Here is a 19,445-nt window from a genome sequence, read left to right as displayed (position 1 = left end):
GATCGAAATATGAGGCACCCGACCAGAAGGCATAATTGGCAATGGGTAATATCGCGTGCGATCGATTAAACGTACTAAGATTTGTTCGTAGTGTGGACTTCAGTCCGCTCTATAGCTGCGGACTCAAGTCCGCACTACCAACCTTATTAAGATTTGTTTGTAGTGCGGACTTCAGTCCGCCGATTAAACGTACTAAGATTTGTTCGTAGTGCGGACTTCAGTCCGCTCTCCCGCGGACTGAAGTCCGCACTACGAACCTTTTTTGTTGTGGTAATCGACCGAACATGATATCAGGGGCAAAGAAAGCAATTATATTTTTTCCTTTTACCGTTTTTCCCAGTTATCAACTCTGCCCGATATTTCGCTGGAATTCCTAAAGGAATTTGGCAACTTTGTTCGTTGAAGTAAGAGTGAAAAGTTAAGGTAAAAGCCAGAATTTACGAGGGTGAGGAACGCCACAGAAGTTTTGATATCTGTGGCGTTTTGTGATGAAAACAGGGGACTTTTGCTGCCTATTCTAACCCTCTACGCGCAATAAATTGGACGAGAGGAAATCCGAGGAAGCGATCGCCCCGTTCACCCCAACCAGATTACCTAAAACCCGATTAGTTCCTGTGACTTGCAGCAACGTACCGTTAGGAGTAGCGCTAAACTGCAACTGCTGGAAACTCAGACCGCCGGTCAAAACAAACTTATCGACGCCTACCTCGAAGTTAATCACAGTATCGGTGCCACCGTCAGCACTCAACACAAATTGATCGCTGCCAAGGCCTCCGATTAAAGTATCGTCGCCCAAGCCGCCAAACAGCCAATCGTCGCCAGCACCGCCATTGAGCAAGTCGCTATCCTTACCGCCAATCAGGGTATCGCTGCCAGCATCTCCGTTGATAGTATCTTGCCCTTCGTTGCCGTAGAGCAAGTCATCGCCGTCACCACCGTCCATGCAGTCTTGCTGGCCGTTGGCACGCACCGAGACACCTCGGTTATCGGAGCGATCGCCGTAGATGGTATCGTTGCCATCATTACCGCAGAGGTCATCGTTGCCGTCACCGCCGTAAATCACGTCGTTGCCGAGATCTCCGTGTATGAGGTCGTTACCTTTGCCGCCGTAAATATTGTCGTCGTCTTTACCGCCAGCGATCGTATCGTCACCTTCGTCGCCGTAGAGTACGTCTGCACCGGTGTTACCAAAGAGCCAGTCCTTACCGTTGACATCTTTACCTCGACCTCGGGCGCCACCGTACATGGTGTCATCACCGCTATCGCCGACAAGGGTATCTGAGCCGAGTTCGCCCCAAATCAGGTCATTATCTTTGCCACCCCAAACGCAATCGCTGCCTTTACCTGCTTGGACAGTATCATTGCCGTTGCCACCGCCGATAATGTCGTTGCCGGTACCGCCAAAGATTAAGTCTTCTTCGCCACCACCGTTAGCTGAGTTGGAACCGCCGCTGTCGCCGAGCAGAGTATCGGCTCCTTCGCCGCCGTAGAGGGTATCTGAGCCTAATTGACCGTAGATCAGGTCATTGCCTTTACCCCCGTAAGCGCGATCGTTATCTTTGCCTGCAACCAGGGTATCGTCGCCTTCTTGGCCGCTGAGGAAGTCGTTGCCGAACCCTCCGTAAAGCAAGTCGCGTCCTTGGAAATCGACGCTCCTTTTACTGTTGGTGCCGCCAAACAAGGAGTCGTCGCCGGTGCCACCAATCAAGGTATCGGAGCCGAGTTCGCCCCAAATGAGGTCATTTTCTTTGCCTCCTAAGGCAATATCGTTACCTTTGCCGGCATAGATGGTATCGTTGCCCTCGTTGCCGTTAATTAAATCTCCACCGTCGCCTCCGAAGATCAAATCGCCATCGTCAGCAGCCGTGCTGGAGTTATCGCGGCCGTTGTCTCCCAAAATCGTATCGGCACCTTCATCTCCAAATAGGGTGTCAGAGCCTAAGTCGCCAGCAATCCAGTCGTTCTGTTTGCCGGCATGGACGATATCGTTGCCCTCGCCAGCGTACACAATATCGGTGTCTGTGTCGGCAAAAATCCTGTCATTGCCTTCGTTGCCGTAAATTTCGTCGGCACCGTCTTTACCTAAAATCGTGTCGTTTCCTTCAAAACCGACGATTTTTCGGTTGCCTTTGGTGTCGTTGATGAACTCATCGCCGTCGGTGCCTTTGGTGGTTTGTCCCTCTCCAAGTTGCGAAATCGGCCGGACAAATCCCACTGCGGGCGGTTGCTGCGGCGGTGCAAAGTTAATGCCCGGTTTGCCAGAAATGGGGGGGCAGTCACACTCGGTATCTGGTTCGGCGATCGGATTTGAGATGACCGGTGGTACGGGCGTGGGTGTGGGCGCTGGTGTGGGTGTTGGTGCTGGTGTTGGTGTTGGGGCAACGGGGAGGGCGATCGCAGCAACTGTAGCAGTAGCGGGACTCGTGGCGCCGCCGTTGTCGGTGGCACTGTAGTTGAAATTGGCTCCGCTAAAGGTACCTGTGGCTTGGAAAAATAGTTGCCCGATTTGTGCCGGAGTTAAAACTTGACCGGCTGTCACCGCTACACCGCCGTTGGCTGGATCTCCTAAATACAGGACTCCTTGCTCTGCTAGGGGCAGGGTGTTGATGGTGTAAGAGGCGATCGACCCGTCGGGGTCACTGCCTCCCAATCCGGGCACTCGCGTGCTGCCGTTGGGTGCCAGGCCGAAGTTAGCATTGTTCGCCAACGGCGGTAGGTTGGGAGTCGGGCGAATCGCCGCAACTGTAGCGGTAGCGGGACTGATAGCGCCGCTGTTGTCGGTGGCGCTGTAGCTGAAATTGGCTCCACTAAATTCGCCGGAGGAGCGGAAAAATAGTTGCCCTATCTGTGCGGGTGTCAGAACTTGACCCGGTGTCACTGCCACTCCGCCGTTGGCTGGATCTCCTAAATACAGGACTCCTTGGTTGGCCGGTGGCACGGTGTTGATGGTGTAAGAGGCGATCGACCCATCGGGGTCGCTGCCTCCCAATCCCGGAACCCGCGTGCTGCTGTTGGGTGGAACTATGAAGTTCGCATTGTTGGTAACTGGGGGTTGGTTGGCGGGAGTTGGCGCCGGAGTTAGAGGTGTGGCAGAAAGGTTAGCGGTAGCAACCGGACTGGTGCCGCCGCCGTTGTCGGTAGCGCTGTAGGTGAAATTGGCTCCGCTAAAGGTGCCTGTGGCTTGGAAATATAGTTGCCCGATTTGTTCGGGAGTCAGAACTTGGCCTGGTGTCACCGCCACTCCGCCGTTAGCCGGATCTCCTAAATAGAGGACTCCTTGGTTGGCTGGGGGCAGGGTGTTGATGGTGTAAGAGGCGATCGACCCGTCGGGGTCGCTTCCTCCCAATCCCGGAATTAGGACGCTCGCGTTGGGTGCAAGGCTAGAGTTAGCATTTGTGGCTAATGGCAGTTGGTTGGGAGTCGGAGTTGGCGCTGGAATCGGTGTGGGAGTTGGCGCTGGAATCGGTGTGGGAGTTGGCGCTGGAATCGGTGTGGGAGTTGGCGCTGGAATCGGTGTGGGAGTTGGCGCTGGAATCGGCAACGGAATAGCTGCCACAGTAGCAGTAGCCGGACTGGTGGCGCCGAGGTTGTCGGTGGCACTGTAGTTGAAATTGGCTCCGGTAAAGGTGCCTGTGGCTTGGAAATATAGTTGCCCCAGTTGTGCCGGAGTTAAAACTTGACCGGGTGTCACCGCGACTCCGCCGTTGGCGGGATCTCCTAAATACAGGACTCCTTGGTTGGCCGGTGGCAGGGTGGTGATGGCGTAAGAGGCGATCGACCCGTCGGGGTCGGTTCCTCCCAATCCTGTAATTAATTTGCTGCTGTTAGGCGGAGTGCTGAAGTTAACATTAGTCGGTACTGGCGGTAGGTTCGGCGTCGGAGGAATGACCGCAACTGTAGCAGTGGCGGGACTGGTTGCGCCGTTGTTGTCGGTGGCACTGTAGTTGAAATTGGCTCCGGTAAAGGTGCCTGTCGCTTGGAAAAATAGTTGCCCCAGTTGTGCCGGAGTTAAAACTTGACCGGGCGTCACCGCGACTCCGCCGTTGGCGGGATCTCCTAAATACAGGACTCCTTGGTTGGCCGGTGGCAGGGTGGTGATGGCGTAAGAGGCGATCGACCCGTCGGGGTCGGTTCCTCCCAATCCCGGAACCCGGGCGCTGGTGTTCGGTGGAATGCTGAAGTTAGTATTTGTGGCAACTGGCGGTTGGTTGGGAGCTGGTGTGGGAGTTGGAGCCGGTGTCAGAGCAGTGGTGACAGTAGCACCCGGAGCGCTGCCGTTGTTGTTAGCTGGAGCGGGGTCTGGGGTAGCTGAGCTGCTGCTGGCGGTGTTGCTGACGCTGGCGCCCGATACCGGTGCGATGAAGGTGATTGTGTTAGCAACGGTGGCTGTGTTAGCCAAACTGGCAACGGGTGGGAAGGTGACAATACCTGTCGTGGCATTGTAGGTACCGCCGTTGGAAACCACTACTCCTGTTAAGCCGGGAATGATGCTGTCGGTGACTGTGACGTTCGTCGCTGGGCTCGGGCCGTTATTGACTGTGGAAATTGTGTAAGTAACTGTCGTACCCGGAAGGGCAGAAGTAGACCCGGTTTTGGTGGTAACGAGGTCTGCTGCTGGTAGCGATGTCACCACCGTGGTGACTTTGGCGCCCGGAGCGCTGCCGTTGTTGTTGGCTGGAGTGGGGTCGGGAGTAGCTGATGTACTGCTGGCTGTATTTGTGACGCCGGATGCGGGTGGGACGAAGCTGACTGTGTTGGCGACGGTGGCGGAGTTTGCCAAACTGGCAACGGGTGGGAAGGTGACAATACCTGTGGTGGCATTGTAGGTACCGCCGTTGGAAACCACTACTCCTGTTAAGCCGGGAATAATGCTGTCGGTGACTGTGACGTTAGTCGCTGGGCTCGGGCCGTTATTGACTGTGGAAATTGTGTAAGTAACATTCGCACCCGGAAGGGCAGAAGTAGTCCCGGTTTTGGTGGTAACGAGGTCTGCCGTTGGTGTGAGAGCTGTGGTGACAGTAGCACCCGGAGCGCTGCCGTTGTTGTTAGCTGGAGTGGGGTCTGGGGTGGCTGAGCTGCTGCTGGCGGTGTTGCTGACGCTGGCGCCCGATAGCGGTGCGATGAAGCTGACGGTGTTGGCGACGGTGGCGGAGTTCGCCAAACTGGCAACGGGTGGGAAGGTGACAATACCCGTGGTGGCATTGTAGGTACCGCCGTTGGAAACGACTACTCCTGTTAAGCCGGGAATAATGCTGTCGGTGACTGTGACGTTAGTCGCTGGGCTCGGGCCGTTATTGACTGTGGAAATTGTGTAAGTAACATTCGCACCCGGAAGGGCAGAAGTAGACCCGGTTTTGGTGGTAACGAGGTCTGCCGTTGGTGTGAGAGCGGTGGTGACAGTAGCACCCGGAGCGCTGCCGTTGTTGTTGGCTGGAGCGGGGTCTGGGGTGGCTGAGCTGCTGCTGGCGGTGTTGCTGACGCTGGTGCCCGATAGCGGTGCGAGGAAGCTGACTGTGTAGGCGATCGCACTTGCTGCGCCGCTGGGCAAACTGGCAACGGGTGGGAAGGTGACAATACCTGTGGTGGCATTGTAGGTACCGCCGTTGGAAACCACTACTCCTGTTAAGCCGGGAATGATAGTATCAGTAACTGTGACGTTCGTCGCTGGATCTGGCCCGTTGTTGACTGTGGAAATTGTGTAAGTAACATTCGCACCCGAGCTCGCGCTCGCAGTCCCGGTTTTAGTGGTAGCAATGTCGGCACTAGGAAGAGTAGCAACAATTGTGGTTGGGGATTGAGAGATGACTGCCGAACCGTTGTTATTAGTAGGGGTGGGATCGAATACGCTGGAGTTGCTAAAGGCGGTGTTGGTGATCGTAGTGCCGGCTGTTCCGGTGACTGTTGCAACGATCGTGCGGACTGCGCTAGCACCGTTAGCCAGAGTCGGAATCGCCGGCCAGATGACACTCCCTGTTGTAGGGTTGTATGTCCCGCCGTTAGATGCGCTGACGAAAGTTAAGTTGGCCGGCAGTTGATCTTGAATCAGAACATCTGAGGCAGTGTTGGACACAATATTAACCCCAGTAGGATCTACTCCGAGAGCAGGCCCGACATTGCTGGCAGTAATTGTATAGGTAATATTGCTGCCTGAAACTGCTAACGGGGGGCCACTTTTAGCAACCGAAATATCAGCTTGGGTTACAGGAGTGTTGATACTTTCAACAGCGAGATTAGCAATTTCGTGAATGTTTGTCGAGCCCCCTGTGGAGCTAGCGAAACCAAATTTAAAAGTAGGCGGTATTGCTCCGTTTACCGTGACCAAATTTGGTATGGTGATCAATGTTTCGCCCGGCCCGAATACGCCGTCGCCGTTAGTGTCGATCGCCACTGTCAGAGCATTGGTACCGGGCAGTAATGTAATTTGAACTTTTTTTGTAGCTTGGGCGCGAGTGGTGGCGGTAGGAGTATCTACGCCACCGGGAACGGTAGCAGTCTGTAAAAAGTTATATGGTATGGGTGCGACTTCCCTACCTCTGATTGTGATTGAATCAAGTATCCGTCCTGGGCCGCCGTTACGCCCTTCATTGGGATCGGAAAAATTACCGTATTCGTCTAACCCGATACCTAAATAACCTCCTGCAATCCCTGGTACGGGAATAGCATTATTTGTGTTGGGAGCATAGCCCAGAGAACCCCCGAAGCCTCCTGCTGCTGTTGGCGTAGTTGTTCCATCAATTAAGAAAAAACTAACCCCATCGGCACCATTGCCACCGTAAGCAGCTAAATCAAAGGTAACTTTGAGCCCGTCAACGGCCGAGATGGGGTTGTTGTAGATGACAAAAGATGATTGGTTGCCTCCGGCTGATGTTAATCTCAAAGAGCCGCTACCTGCCGGATCGTTTGTTCCTAAATTGGGAATAATGTTGTTGAGATTGGGTGCACCTGCTGTTAATCCCGGATTGTTTGCAATGGCGTTGGCTCCATAAATCCAAGGCCCTAGTGCTGTTAAATTTTGAAAGGTTTCGGAAACTAATGTTGACAGGACAGATGTGTAAGCTTCTAGAACTTCTTTTTTAAAGGCCAGATCCGCATTGATTCGTCCTGTGGCAATTTCTAATTTCCAGTCGCCACCTAGTGCTGCACTTCCAGTCAAATTTTTGGAAGCGGCAATATGTGATCCCGTTAATTTACTAAGTTTTTCTATGAATTTAAGCCCTGATTCACCTGCGGCTACGTTACAGCCGTAAATCAGAATGTTGCCTTCGGAGCCGAGGGCTTTTCGCCACTGCTGCAACTGGCTGCTGTAGGTTTCTAGGTTGTCGCTATTCAGTTCTGTGGAACCGATTTCTAATGCTGCTTCTCGGCCGTGAGAAACTATGTGCAGGCTGTTGATGCTATGGCGCTGACCTAAAATTTGGGTGATTTGGGCGATCGCATCTTTGGTTGGATTGAGTACAAATACTTCCGTCCCTGGTTTGATACCACCGATCAATTGCCCGTAGTTTTCGACTCGGGAGTCAATAAATACTAGATTTTTTTTCGATGCACTTTCTGGATAAGAGCTTTCTAGTTGCGGAATAAATAAGTTGCTTTCAGGGGCAATCTGAGTAGGTTTGGGTGTTTGTACGGTTGGCAAATTAGACATAGTGGGGATCGTTTTCATAAGTCGCTGATTTAATTGTCAGTTCTAACCTACCCCCTTTTGAAAAATTCGATAAACATCAAAATATAAATTTTCAATGAATTCTTTTTTAAAGAATAATTAAATACTTACGTGTTTTGTTAAATGTTGACTTTTAGAAAATACTTCGACAGGTAATGGTGTATCCACGCGCTAGTTTTTATCAGTAACGAATGACCACAACTCTTTAACCGCCGGGCATTTCGTGGCTTGGAATGCGCCCTTCAATTTTGTTTTTTTCAGGATTGGCTAGACGAGAAATGCGAGATTTAGAGTTACGTTACTTACGTATTTGCGAACAAAAAAGCAGCAGATATGCTAATATGCCGATACTCAGTACAGTGACAAGTGTGATTTTTTTGAAAATTATCCCCGTAAATTCACTGAAAAAATCTGTTACACAGCTTGGGAATAATTTTCACTTTATATTCGATATACTACTTTTGACAGTTGACACCCACCGTTAGCTTCCTCAGGATGCAGCGAATCGATATCAAAAATATCCGCTCACGACCAATAAAAATACATTAATTAACATAATTTAATATTAATTAAGATTAATGGTAGTTGACAAATTGGCACTATTTCTGCTATGGGTTTCGGCTATCCGCGGAGAAAACTCGTGAACCATTGCTATATTTAAGTATGGAACACCAGATGATCGCAAAAAAATGTCTCCAGCACTACAGTTAGCTAGAAGGTGCGTACCAGCAGGTTAGGTGCTTGGTGGTGTGGCACACCTATCCGAGGGAATACGCACTATCCACAGTGGGTATTCCCTCGGATGCAACCCCAATCTGTCCTGGTTAAAGGTTAATATCGAGTTCGCTCACTAAAAAAGCCCATTCATCTGCTAATTCTTCAATAATTTTCGCAGTGGGTTTTCCCGCACCGTGTCCCGCTTTTGTTTCAATGCGAATTAACACGGGCTTTTCTCCCGCATGGGCTGCTTGCAAAGCCGATGCAAACTTGAAACTGTGGGCGGGAACAACTCTATCGTCGCGATCGGCAGTTGTAATCATTGTCGCCGGGTAAGCAGTTCCCGCTTTCAGATTGTGCAGCGGAGAATAGCCGTAAATTGTAGGAAATTCTGCGGCATTTTCCGCCGAACCATATTCCGAAGTCCAGGCCCAACCAATGGTAAATTTGTGGAAGCGCAACATATCCAAAACGCCGACAGCCGGCAACGCTGCGCCGAACAATTCCGGCCGCTGAGTCATGCAAGCCCCCACCAATAAACCGCCATTGCTACCACCTGCGATCGCCAATTTAGCCGGTTTGGTATACTTATTTTCGATCAACCATTCCGCAGCGCTGATAAAATCGTCAAACACATTTTGCTTCTTCAACTTAGTGCCAGCTTGGTGCCACGATTCCCCGTACTCGCCACCTCCCCGCAAACAGGCTGTGACATAAACTCCGCCCATCTCCAACCAAACAACCCTGCTAACAGAAAAACTCGGAGTTAGCGAGATACTAAAACCACCGTATCCGTAAAGGTATGTGGGATTATTGCCATCCAGTTTCAAACCTTTCTTGTGGGTAATAAACATCGGTACTTGCGTACCATCTTTGCTGGGGTAAAATACTTGTTTTGTCTCGTAATCCTCGGGATTAAACTCGACATTCGGCTGCCGATAAATTGAACTTTCATCCGTCACCATATTGTAGCGGTAGATGGTGTTCGGCGCAGTGAAACTGGTGTAAGCATAAAAGGTATCCGTATCGTGACGCTTGCCGCCGAATCCTCCCGCCGAACCAATTCCCGGTAACGCGACTTCTCGCACGAATGAGCCATCTAAGTTGAAGATTTTAATCTGGGTGTAGGCGTCTTTCAGGTAGGAAGCAACAAATTGATTGTTGAGAAGACCAATACCTCCAAGGGTTTCGGTGGCTTCGGGAATGATTTCGGTGAATTTCCCTTGACTGTCACCGCCAGCGAGGGATGACGGAGGAGGGTTGTTAATGTCGATCGCAATTACGCGGCCCAGCGGAGCATTCAAATCTGTTTGAAACCAAAAAAGCGAGCCATCATTGTCGATGAAACTGTACTCCGACTCGAATTCGTTAATTAGTTCGACAACGCTTGATTCCGGTGCAGTTAAATCCTTGTAGAAAATCAAGTTTTTCGTTTCAGTTCCCTGCCAAACTGATACAATTAAATAGCGACCATCCTCGGTGACGCCGCCGCTAAATCCCCACTCTTTTTCGTCAGGACGCTCGTAGATTAATACGTCTTCAGACTGAGGCGTACCGATTTGGTGGTAAAAGAGCTTTTGGTAATAGTTAACGTCTTCGTGTTTGGTTTTTTCGTTAGGTTCGTCGTAGCGACTGTAAAAAAAACCTTTGCCGTCGTGAGTCCAGGATGCTCCTGAGAATTTCAGCCATTTTAAATGGTCTGATAAATCTGCGCCGGTTTCCACATCGCGCACCTTCCATTCCTGCCAATCGGAACCAGAAGTTGACAAACCATAGGCCATAAGCTTGCCATCTTCGCTGATAGCTATGCCACCCAGAGCAACGGTTCCGTCTTCTGAGAGTGTGTTGGGATCAATTAATACTTGTGGTTCGCCGTCGAGGGATGGTAAAGTATAGAGTACAGATTGATTTTGCAGACCGTCATTCTTGTAGTAAAAATAGCGATCGCCCTGTTTAAAAGGTATGCCATACTTCTCATAATCCCAGAGTTGAGTCAGCCGCTGCTTGATTTTTTCCCGCGCCGGAATTTCGCTGAGGTAGCCGAAAGTGACTGAATTTTGAGCTTCCACCCAGGCTTGAGTTTCCTCAGATTCGGGGTCTTCCAGCCACCTGTAGGGGTCTGATACCGTAACGCCGTGGTAGTCGTCTGTTTGCTCGGTTTTGTGGGTTGTCGGGTAGCTTAAAGGGCGATCGAATTGGGTCATGATTTTTGCTTTTAGTAACTTTGTTAAGTTTAACCTTTTTTACAAGATTATCATTGTTCAGTAGACCTTTTACAAAAATAGCTAGGAACGGGCAAGATGCCCGTTCCACAATTTTTCTGTGTGTGGAACGGGCATCTTGCCCGTTCCTATTTTTTTTCTGTGGAACGGGCAAGATGCCCGTTCCTAAATGTGATTAAAGGACTTTTGCAAGAGAGATACTGTGCTAAGCAATCGCATATACTAAAGAAAGAGCAATTTAAATATCAACTATCAACTCATCCCCTTCTCCGATCTTCCTTCGTGTCCTTAGCGCCTTCGCGGTTCATTCCTCATCTCATTCAATTCACCTAATCCAATTCCCTCCTCCCTTCCAAAGCGCGAGCCAAAGTTACCTCATCAGCATATTCCAAATCTCCCCCCATCGGCAAACCAAAAGCTATTCGCGTCACTTTGGTAAAAGGTTTCAATAAATGACCGATGTAAAGAGTAGTAGTTTCACCTTCCACGCTAGGACTAATGGCAATAATTACCTCACCAATCTTTTGCTGGCTAACGCGGCGAACTAACGGTTGAATGTTCAATTGTTCCGGGCCAATTCCATCCATCGGCGAGATAACACCGCCAACAACATGATATTTACCTATGTATTCCCGCGTTTTTTCTAAAGCAATTACATCACGGGATTCTGACACTACACAAATCGTAGAACTGTCGCGGTTAGTGTTGCGACAAATGTCGCAAACAGGTTCAGCGGATAAGTGAAAGCATACCTTACAGAAACCGACTTGTTTTTTGGCATCAATCAAAGATTGAGCTAGGGCTTGCACATCTTCTTCGGGTCGTTTTAAAATATGTAAAGCGAGTCGTTGTGCAGTTTTCGGGCCGACTCCTGGTAAGCGCTGCAATTGTTCGATTAAACGGGCTAATGGTCTAGTGTACATAAATGAAGGAAGAAGGAAGAAGGAAGACGGAAGAAGGAAGAATAAAGAAGTTGTTGGTTCGTAGTACGGACTGAAGTCCGTTCTTCGTTACTCATTAATTGAAGGAAGAAGTTATTGGTTCGTAGTGCGGACTTCAGTCCGTTCTTCGTTACTCCTTAATTGAAGGAAGAAGTTATTGGTTCGTAGTGCGGACTTCAGTCCGTTCTTGATTCAAAAGACTAAAGTCTTTACTACGAACCTAAGAAGGACTAAAGTCCTTACTACGAACCTGGAGAGGACTAAAGTCCTTACTACGAACCTGGGAAGGACTAAAGTCCTTACTACGAACCTGGAGAGGACTAAAGTCCTTACTACGAACCTGGGAAGGACTTTAGTCCTTACTACGAACCTGGGAAGGACTAAAGTCCTTACTACGAACCTTATTTTGAAGTTAATTTATCCACCGCTAATTTTAGCTTTGTATCCTAATTTTTTGAGAATTTCGGCAATCTTTTGTTTGTGTTCGCCTTGAATTTCGATTTCATTTTCCTTGACTGTGCCACCTGTGCCGCATTGGGCTTTTAGCTGCTTGGCTAAGTCTGCTAAAGTTTCAGGTTTTTCTTGAAAGCCGCTGATGACTGTAACGGTTTTGCCGCCGCGTCCTTTTCGGGATGCTTCTACTTTAATATTTTGTTGATTTGGGGGAGCTTCCGGCGTTCCTCGTTCGAGGGCGGCTGAGTTTTCGTAGTTACCAAACTCGGAGTAAACTATGCGTTTGCCGTCGGTTGTTTTGTTGTCTGATTTTTTTGGTTTGGATGCTGCCATGTGTTATAATGGTTGAAGATTTTTTAGGGTATTTCTAGTTTTAGTGAATTGAGTAAAGTTGCGATCGCCCGCTGAGACTCTGATATTATACCTAGTGTATTAACGACTCAAGGATTTAGCGAATTATTAAGCCTTTGATTATCCATCGCCTTAAGTGTTGCGGGTAAAGGCGATCGCTCTTGCATCAGATAGCGACGTTGGGCGATCGTTCGTGTTAACGTGATACTGCGATCGCCAGGTGCCGGATGAGTCGCTAACAAAGCAATATCTAAGTGAGGTTGTTTCGCCAATCGCTGGAAAAAGTCTGTGGCGCCTGCCGCGTGTCCGTAATGGGAAACGAGGAGTTGTAAGCCAAATTCATCGGCTTGGGCTTCCTGATTGCGAGAAAATTGGGCTTTGCTTAAATTGGAAGCGATCGCAGCAGCAAGATTCGCCAGCCCACCTGTATCGCCTGCAAACACAGATACCACAAATTGTAATGCCAATCCTCGCCCAATTCCGCGCAAATGATCGCGATGGGCGAAATGACCCAACTCATGACCTAAGATCATCATTAACTCGTTTTCCGATTCTAATTGCTGTATTAAACCCCGATAAACAATAATTGTATCTCCGGGTAAGGCTAGCGCGTTTATGGTATCATCGGGAATGTACAGTAGTCGATAGTTGCGATCGATATTTTTTTCTTTTGGTAATTTAGTTTCCAGGCGATCGAGAAGTTGATTGACGGTATCTTGTGCCGGAGAAGATTCTGCAAGACGTTCGTAAGCTGGGATAACTAACGCCCCCAACCGCTGTTCGAGTTCGGGCGGAATTAATAAAATCAGCCCATCTAGCAGTTTGATGGTTCCCCAAAGCAATAAACATCCTAATCCTAGGAAAATCCCCAATATGATTAGCAGTTGTCTGTTACTTGTAGGTGGATTGCGATCGGTCATAATATTTTTAAATTATTATATTATCATGGATGCGTTGCGATACTTAACGCATCCTACAAGTTCTAGACCGGCATCAAACTAATTGTTTTTTGTCGGGCGGAAGGGATTTAAAAAGTTGATCAGAGGAAACAGGTTGCGAGACTGTATCCACAGTTTCCCCTCTCCACTGAAACGACAAACCAAGCCCTCTCCACCTAAAATTCCCGTCCTCAAGTTTTTCCAGGATAGCCCGCCCATGACTTCAACATTATAATTCAGTGTATCCTCAAAGGCGACGATATAACCGGTATCTACGATGTAACTTCCATTCACCGGAATTTCCAGGATTGCGCCATAGGAATTAAACCAAATATCGCCTTGTCCAGTTGCTTTCAGAAAAAACAGAGATTCGCCACTAAAGAAGCCTTTTAATCCCTGAAATTTAGTATCAATGTCTACAGTAGAACTCGATGCCACAAACGCAGAAGATTGCATCATCAAACTATTTCCATTGAGGTGATAATGTTGAATATCACCGGGAACTCCAGGGGAAACGTAAAGTGTTCCAGAACGTTCGGGCGCACTAAATTCGGTGATAAACAAGGACTCGCCTGCTAACATTCGCGTGAGGCCTTTCATTAAGCCTCCTTTGACTTTTGATTTCAGGGTGATGTGACTATCCATTGCTGCCATACCAGAAGATTCTACCAACACTGTTTGGTTGGCAGGAATTTTGAGTTTTAGTTGGGCATAGGATGGAGAATGCTCGATTGTATATGAGATATTGCTAGGCATATAAGTTGATAGTTGATAGTTGATAGTTGACAGTTGATAGTTGACAGTTGACAGTTGATAGTTGACAGTTGATACGGGAAATAGGTAATTAATTAACTTTATCGATCGGGTGTATCTCACTTTGGAAAATATGTTTGTAGGGGCGAAGCATGACCGCAGTCAATATGGGATTATAACTAATAACTTATATGCGGTCATGCTTCGCCCTCTTCAAAAGTGAGATGCACCCTTATCGATCTCCCTTGTTTCCCCGTCTCCTCATCTTTCTCTCTTGCTACCTGGGAGGTAAACGACCGCCGACAACTTGACCGAATGCTGGAGCATTGTGGGTTTGACAAAAAAGGCGACCGTTGCCTTTAAACCGACAAACTAAACCCTCTCCACCGAGAAATGTACTCACCCAACTACTTCCTGGAGGTTTAGTAATTTCAAAAGTTAAAGTTTTCTCAAAAGCGACAATATGACCTGTATCAACAATGTATTCTCCTTTGACGGGAACTTCGTAAATTGCGCCGAAGGAACTCAAAAGTAAGTCTCCTTGACCGCTGATATCCAGCCAGAAGATACTTTCTCCAGAAAAAAGTGATTTGAAGCCTTGAAAACCCAAGTCTATATTGACATCAGATGTGCTGGCTAAGTAGGAACCTGCTTGTACGACTAAGCCACTCTTCCCCATTTGATAGTGCAGCATATCACCTAACATTTTGGGTGCTAAAAATAGTGTATTTTCCGGTGTTGGCGATCGAAATACACTTAAAAATAGCGACTCTCCACCAATCATGCGTTTGAGTCCGCCGAGAATACCGCCACCTTTGCCTTGGCGCAATGTCGTACTTGCTTGTAGATTGCCACTCATTGCCACCATTGCACCTGCTTCGGCAACGATTTCTTCCCCTGCATTTAGAGTGATACGGGCGATTGTGCTGTCGGGTTGTTGTAAAAGTTCAATTTTCATATTCGGTAGTAGGTAATGGGTATATTCGCTGGCAACTCAAACTTTACTTGATAAAAATTGAACTAAACCGTCGATACTTCTGGATTGCAAGTAAATCGTTCCTTTGCCCGTGACTTTATTAACAAACCCTTCCCCAGATGTGATGGAGCCTAATAATCCGCCTGCCATTTTTACTGACATTTTCATTCCCGACTCATAAGCTACTAAATGCCCTGTATCGACAATAAAATCACCATTAATTTGCTTGCGAGTCAAACCACCATAGGCACCAAAAAATACTGTTCCCTGTCCGCTGGCTTGCAATTTAAATAAGCCTTCTCCCGAAAACCAACTTGACAATCCAGCCCAGCGCACGCCTAATTTGATATCGGGGGTACTGGCAATATAAGCACCTGGTTGAAAGCACAGGTTATTTTCGTAGACTTGAGCTTCGGCAATATCTCCGATTGTCGATTGAGAAAGAACGACTTGGAGAGACTGCCGTGTTGGATTTGTAAATCGATTTACGAACAGCGATTCACCTCCAAAAAACTTTTTTAATAGGCCTGACAAAAAACCTCCATTAAATTCTGTTTTCATGGTGAGTGCTGCATCCATTGCTATCATCGCTCCTGATTCAGCAATAATGCTTTCTCCAGGTTCGAGGGTAAGAAAAATTGTGGCAAAGGAAGGTTTATAACGAATGTCGATATTCACGATTTTGGTTTCCTGTTTTGTAAGAATAACTGAAACAAGTGAGATCTGCTAATGGTTCCTCAATCTAATGTACAATTCTGCGGTTAATAATGACCGAAATATCAAGGCAAGTAAAAATGTTCTGGCGGCAGGGCAAGCCTAAGTCAGCCTGTGCAGTGAACCTAAGACAGCCATGCCACAGGATTCTCGTAGGATAGTTGCGAAAGGGTGCATCTCACTTTTGAAGAGGGCGAAGCATGACCGCATATAAGTTATTAGTTATAATCCCATATTGACGGAGGTCATGCTTCGCCCCTACAAACATATTTGCCTTCATTGAGATGCACCCGTTGCGAAAATCCAGCAATGGACAGAAGCAGAAACCTTTCCGGGCGATGTTTAGGCATCCCGCGGTACGGCTGGGAATGATGTCAAAATGAAATTTGTTCGATCGCCTCAAGTCCCCAAGCAATTTGGTACGATCGACTCAGCGTGCGATCGATACGCCCGCCTCTAGCTTACCTGCGAATCTAAAAATCTAAAATCTAAAATCTAAAATCCTATGACTGTCACCCCCCTGCGTCTCACCACCGAAACCACCGCCCAACGCCCCGACTCCCTCGGCAGATTCGGCAAATTCGGCGGCAAATACGTCCCTGAAACCCTGATGCCGGCTTTGTTTGAACTCGAAGCCGCTTTTCACAAATACCGAAAAGATCCGGAATTTCAACAGCAACTCCAAGGATTACTCAAAGATTATGTCGGCCGCCCCAGCCCTTTGTATTTTGCCGAACGCCTTACCGAACACTACGCTAAACCCGATGGTACCGGCGCGCAAATTTACCTCAAACGCGAAGATTTAAACCACACTGGAGCTCACAAAATTAACAACGCTTTAGCTCAAGCATTGTTAGCAAAACGCATGGGGAAACAGCGCGTAATTGCTGAAACTGGTGCAGGTCAGCACGGCGTTGCGACTGCAACAGTTTGCGCTCGTTTCGGCATACAGTGCGTTGTCTACATGGGCGTTCACGACATGGAAAGACAGGCTTTAAATGTGTTTAGAATGCGCTTGATGGGAGCGGAAGTACGCGGGGTTTCGGCGGGTACGGGAACTCTCAAAGATGCGACTTCGGAAGCGATTCGCGATTGGGTGACAAATGTTGAGACAACTCATTATATTCTCGGTTCCGTAGCGGGGCCGCATCCTTACCCGATGATGGTGCGCGATTTCCATGCAATTATTGGTGTAGAAACCCGCGCTCAATGTCAGGAAAAGTGGGGCGGTTTGCCGGATATTTTATTAGCTTGTGTCGGTGGCGGTTCTAATGCAATGGGTCTTTTCCACGAGTTTGTTGGGGAAGAATCTGTCAGATTGATTGGTGTTGAAGCGGCGGGCGAAGGTGTGGAAACTGATAAACACGCTGCTACTTTGACTATGGGAACTGTCGGTGTTCTGCACGGTGCAATGAGTTATCTATTGCAAGATGATGAGGGTCAAGTAATTGAGCCGCATTCGATTAGTGCTGGTTTGGATTATCCTGGTGTCGGGCCGGAACACAGTTATTTGAAGGATGCGGGCCGGGCTGAATATTATAGTGTTACCGATCAGCAAGCTTTGGATGCTTTTCAGCGTCTTTCGCAGTTGGAGGGGATTATTCCGGCTTTGGAAACTGCTCACGCGATCGCCTATTTGGAGACTCTGTGTCCTCAGCTAAGCGGCAGTCCGCGCATTGTCCTCAACTGTTCGGGACGCGGTGACAAAGACGTTCAGACTGTGGCGAAGGTTCTGAATATCTAGCGCGAGCGGAATTTTGGGCGATCGCCCTGTAGGAATGGTCAGACGGCGGTTGAAACCGCGTCTACACAAACAATGTCCGCCGGACGCCGACGGAAGAAAATAAATCAGACGGCGGTTGAAACCGCGTCTACACAAACAATGTCCGCCGGACGCCGACGGAAGAAAAAAACGTAATTTTCATCGGCTACTCTTCAACCCGCGGAGGCGGGTTTTGTCTGTGTCGCCGCGGTTTCCAACCGCCCGGTTTTCTTTATCTGGTGCTAATAGTTCATGTCCAAAGCTTTGATTTTAATGTCCTTGGGATTGTTGACAATCCTGCCTAATTGTGCAGAGTCCATTCTTGCGCGATCGCTCCCAGAAACTCCCATGAATACTAATATTGCTGCAACGAGTTCAATTGCTGACTTAGAAAAAGCTGTTAACCAACAGATCAATCAATATCGAGCCTCAAAAAAATTGCCACCGCTGAGTGTCGATCCGCGAATTAGTCAGATAGCAAGAATTCACAGCGAAAATATGGCTAGCGGCAAAGTTAAATTCAGTCACGATGGATTTGATGGCCGGGCGAAAGCAGTTACTGTTCCCTATCAAAGTTTCGCTGAAAATGTTGCTTACAACATGGGTTTCAGCGACCCGGTACGCAATGCTGTTGAGGGTTGGATTAAAAGTGATGGCCACCGCAAGAATATCGAGGGTCAGTTTAATTTGACAGGTATTGCAATTGCCAAAAATGCCAAAGGCGAGTATTATTTTACTCAGCTTTTTGTCAAAACTCGGTAATTAGAAGTCATTAGTCATTAGTCATTAGTCATTAGCAGTGCGTTGTTTGTGATTTGTGAGTTACTCCCAATGCCCAATGCCCAATGCCCCATTCCCAATGCCCCATTCCCAATGCCCCATTCCCAATGCCCAATGCCCAATGCCCAATGCCCCATTCCCAATTACCAATAATGCAATTTCCTGATTTTCAAGTGTGCGATCGCGATATTTCCGATGCTCTGTTATCTTATTATTTGACGGCTGAGGCGATCGCCGTTGATACGGAAACGATGGGTTTGCTACCGTGGCGCGATCGCTTGTGTTTGGTGCAGTTGTGCGATCCGCAAGGTAAAGTTGCGGCGGTGCGGATTGCTAAGGGCCAGACGGCGGCGCCGAATTTGAAAAAGCTGATGGAAGCAGAAAATATTGAGAAGGTATTTCACTTTGCGCGCTTCGATCTGGCAACAATGCGTTACAATTTGAGTATTGACATTGCACCTATTTTCTGCACAAAAATAGCGAGCAAGTTAGCGAGAACTTATACTAATAGACACGGGCTTAAAGAGTTAATCCAAGAGTTGGAAAAAGTAGAACTCAACAAGACTTCTCAGAGTTCGGATTGGGGAAATTCTGAGCATCTTTCCGATGACCAACTTAGCTACGCTGCTAACGATGTTCGCTATTTGCTGAGTGCTAAACAAAAGCTGACTGCTATGTTGCAGCGAGAGGAACGCTGGGAAGTTGCACAGCAATGTTTTCAGTGTTTGCCTGTGTTTGTAACTTTGGATTTGTTGCAGTACAAGGATGTTTTCGATCACGGCTCATCTTAGGTGCGATCGCACAACTGCACTCATATAGGTTCGTAGTGAGGACTTTAGTCCTTCTTCAGTTCGATGAGGAAGGACTCACATTCCGAACAATCGAACCTAAATTATTATAATTATAGGTTTGTAGTGAGGACTTTAGTCCTTCTTGAGATTTGGCTAAAGAAGGACTAAAGTCCTCACTACGAACCTAATTACTATTATTTATTTGACTGGGCTAGATTTGAGTGTAAGAAATTTCAAAACTTGCAAGTATTTATAATTAGGGCTTGCTGAAAAAGCCTAAAACCCTTACAGCAAGAGACGTTGGCTCGTTTTAATCCTCAAAAAGTGCAAGCAATGCAGCTAAAATGGGTCAAAACCCCTGCACACCATCACTTTCGTAATGTA

Annotated in this window: 11 protein-coding genes; 3 read left to right on the top strand and 8 right to left on the bottom strand. The window is 48.1% G+C overall.

The window, feature by feature from the left end:
• Positions 1–517: 517 nt before the first annotated feature.
• The 8 genes from QZW47_RS27210 to QZW47_RS27175 form a co-directional block, all read right to left on the bottom strand.
• Entirely contained in the window at positions 518–7,645 is a 7,128-nt protein-coding gene (locus QZW47_RS27210) for a DUF4347 domain-containing protein (RefSeq protein WP_293134506.1), read from the bottom strand.
• Between the two features lie 842 nt (positions 7,646–8,487).
• Positions 8,488–10,584, bottom strand: a complete 2,097-nt coding sequence (locus tag QZW47_RS27205) for a prolyl oligopeptidase family serine peptidase (protein WP_293134503.1) — start codon at positions 10,582–10,584, stop codon at positions 8,488–8,490.
• 347 nt (positions 10,585–10,931) lie between these two features.
• The gene (gene recR / locus QZW47_RS27200) at positions 10,932–11,525 is read right to left on the bottom strand and encodes a recombination mediator RecR (protein WP_293134500.1); all 594 of its coding nucleotides are present in this window, start codon (positions 11,523–11,525) and stop codon (positions 10,932–10,934) included.
• Between the two features lie 435 nt (positions 11,526–11,960).
• A complete protein-coding gene (locus QZW47_RS27195) occupies positions 11,961–12,329 on the bottom strand; it encodes a translation initiation factor (protein WP_293134497.1) in 369 nt (122 codons plus the stop codon).
• Positions 12,330–12,436: 107 nt separating this feature from the next.
• Entirely contained in the window at positions 12,437–13,267 is an 831-nt protein-coding gene (locus QZW47_RS27190) for a M48 family metallopeptidase (RefSeq protein ID WP_293134494.1), read from the bottom strand.
• Positions 13,268–13,345: 78 nt separating this feature from the next.
• A complete protein-coding gene (locus QZW47_RS27185) occupies positions 13,346–14,041 on the bottom strand; it encodes a TIGR00266 family protein (protein WP_293134491.1) in 696 nt (231 codons plus the stop codon).
• Positions 14,042–14,315: 274 nt separating this feature from the next.
• On the bottom strand, positions 14,316–14,996 hold the full coding sequence (locus tag QZW47_RS27180; protein ID WP_293134488.1) for a TIGR00266 family protein: 681 nt from the start codon (positions 14,994–14,996) through the stop codon (positions 14,316–14,318).
• 36 nt (positions 14,997–15,032) lie between these two features.
• Positions 15,033–15,692 (bottom strand): TIGR00266 family protein, encoded by a 660-nt coding sequence (locus QZW47_RS27175; RefSeq protein ID WP_293134486.1) that lies wholly within the window; start codon positions 15,690–15,692, stop codon positions 15,033–15,035.
• Positions 15,693–16,233: 541 nt separating this feature from the next.
• On the opposite strand from QZW47_RS27175, the gene trpB reads away from it, so the two are divergent.
• The 3 genes from trpB (at position 16,234) to QZW47_RS27160 (ending at position 19,061) form a co-directional block, all read left to right on the top strand.
• Complete coding sequence (trpB, locus tag QZW47_RS27170) at positions 16,234–17,472, top strand: tryptophan synthase subunit beta (RefSeq protein ID WP_293134483.1); 1,239 nt, start codon at positions 16,234–16,236, stop codon at positions 17,470–17,472.
• 270 nt (positions 17,473–17,742) lie between these two features.
• Positions 17,743–18,252, top strand: a complete 510-nt coding sequence (locus QZW47_RS27165; RefSeq protein WP_293134480.1) for a CAP domain-containing protein — start codon at positions 17,743–17,745, stop codon at positions 18,250–18,252.
• A 170-nt stretch (positions 18,253–18,422) separates the two neighbouring features.
• Positions 18,423–19,061 (top strand): ribonuclease D, encoded by a 639-nt coding sequence (locus QZW47_RS27160; RefSeq protein WP_293134477.1) that lies wholly within the window; start codon positions 18,423–18,425, stop codon positions 19,059–19,061.
• Positions 19,062–19,445 lie beyond the last annotated feature (384 nt).

This window comes from Microcoleus sp. bin38.metabat.b11b12b14.051, assembly GCF_013299165.1.
Classification (GTDB): Bacteria; Cyanobacteriota; Cyanobacteriia; order Cyanobacteriales; family Microcoleaceae; genus Microcoleus.
This window is presented reverse-complemented; position numbering and strand designations above follow the sequence as displayed.

Coding starts and splice junctions, on each gene's coding strand:
- QZW47_RS27195 (WP_293134497.1), bottom strand. CDS start 12,329: ATGGCAGCATCCAAACCAAAAAAATCAGACAACAAAACAACCGACGGC.
- QZW47_RS27160 (WP_293134477.1), top strand. CDS start 18,423: ATGCAATTTCCTGATTTTCAAGTGTGCGATCGCGATATTTCCGATGCT.
- QZW47_RS27190 (WP_293134494.1), bottom strand. CDS start 13,267: ATGACCGATCGCAATCCACCTACAAGTAACAGACAACTGCTAATCATA.
- recR (WP_293134500.1), bottom strand. CDS start 11,525: ATGTACACTAGACCATTAGCCCGTTTAATCGAACAATTGCAGCGCTTA.
- QZW47_RS27165 (WP_293134480.1), top strand. CDS start 17,743: ATGTCCAAAGCTTTGATTTTAATGTCCTTGGGATTGTTGACAATCCTG.
- QZW47_RS27180 (WP_293134488.1), bottom strand. CDS start 14,996: ATGAAAATTGAACTTTTACAACAACCCGACAGCACAATCGCCCGTATC.
- QZW47_RS27210 (WP_293134506.1), bottom strand. CDS start 7,645: ATGTCTAATTTGCCAACCGTACAAACACCCAAACCTACTCAGATTGCC.
- QZW47_RS27205 (WP_293134503.1), bottom strand. CDS start 10,584: ATGACCCAATTCGATCGCCCTTTAAGCTACCCGACAACCCACAAAACC.
- QZW47_RS27185 (WP_293134491.1), bottom strand. CDS start 14,041: ATGCCTAGCAATATCTCATATACAATCGAGCATTCTCCATCCTATGCC.
- trpB (WP_293134483.1), top strand. CDS start 16,234: ATGACTGTCACCCCCCTGCGTCTCACCACCGAAACCACCGCCCAACGC.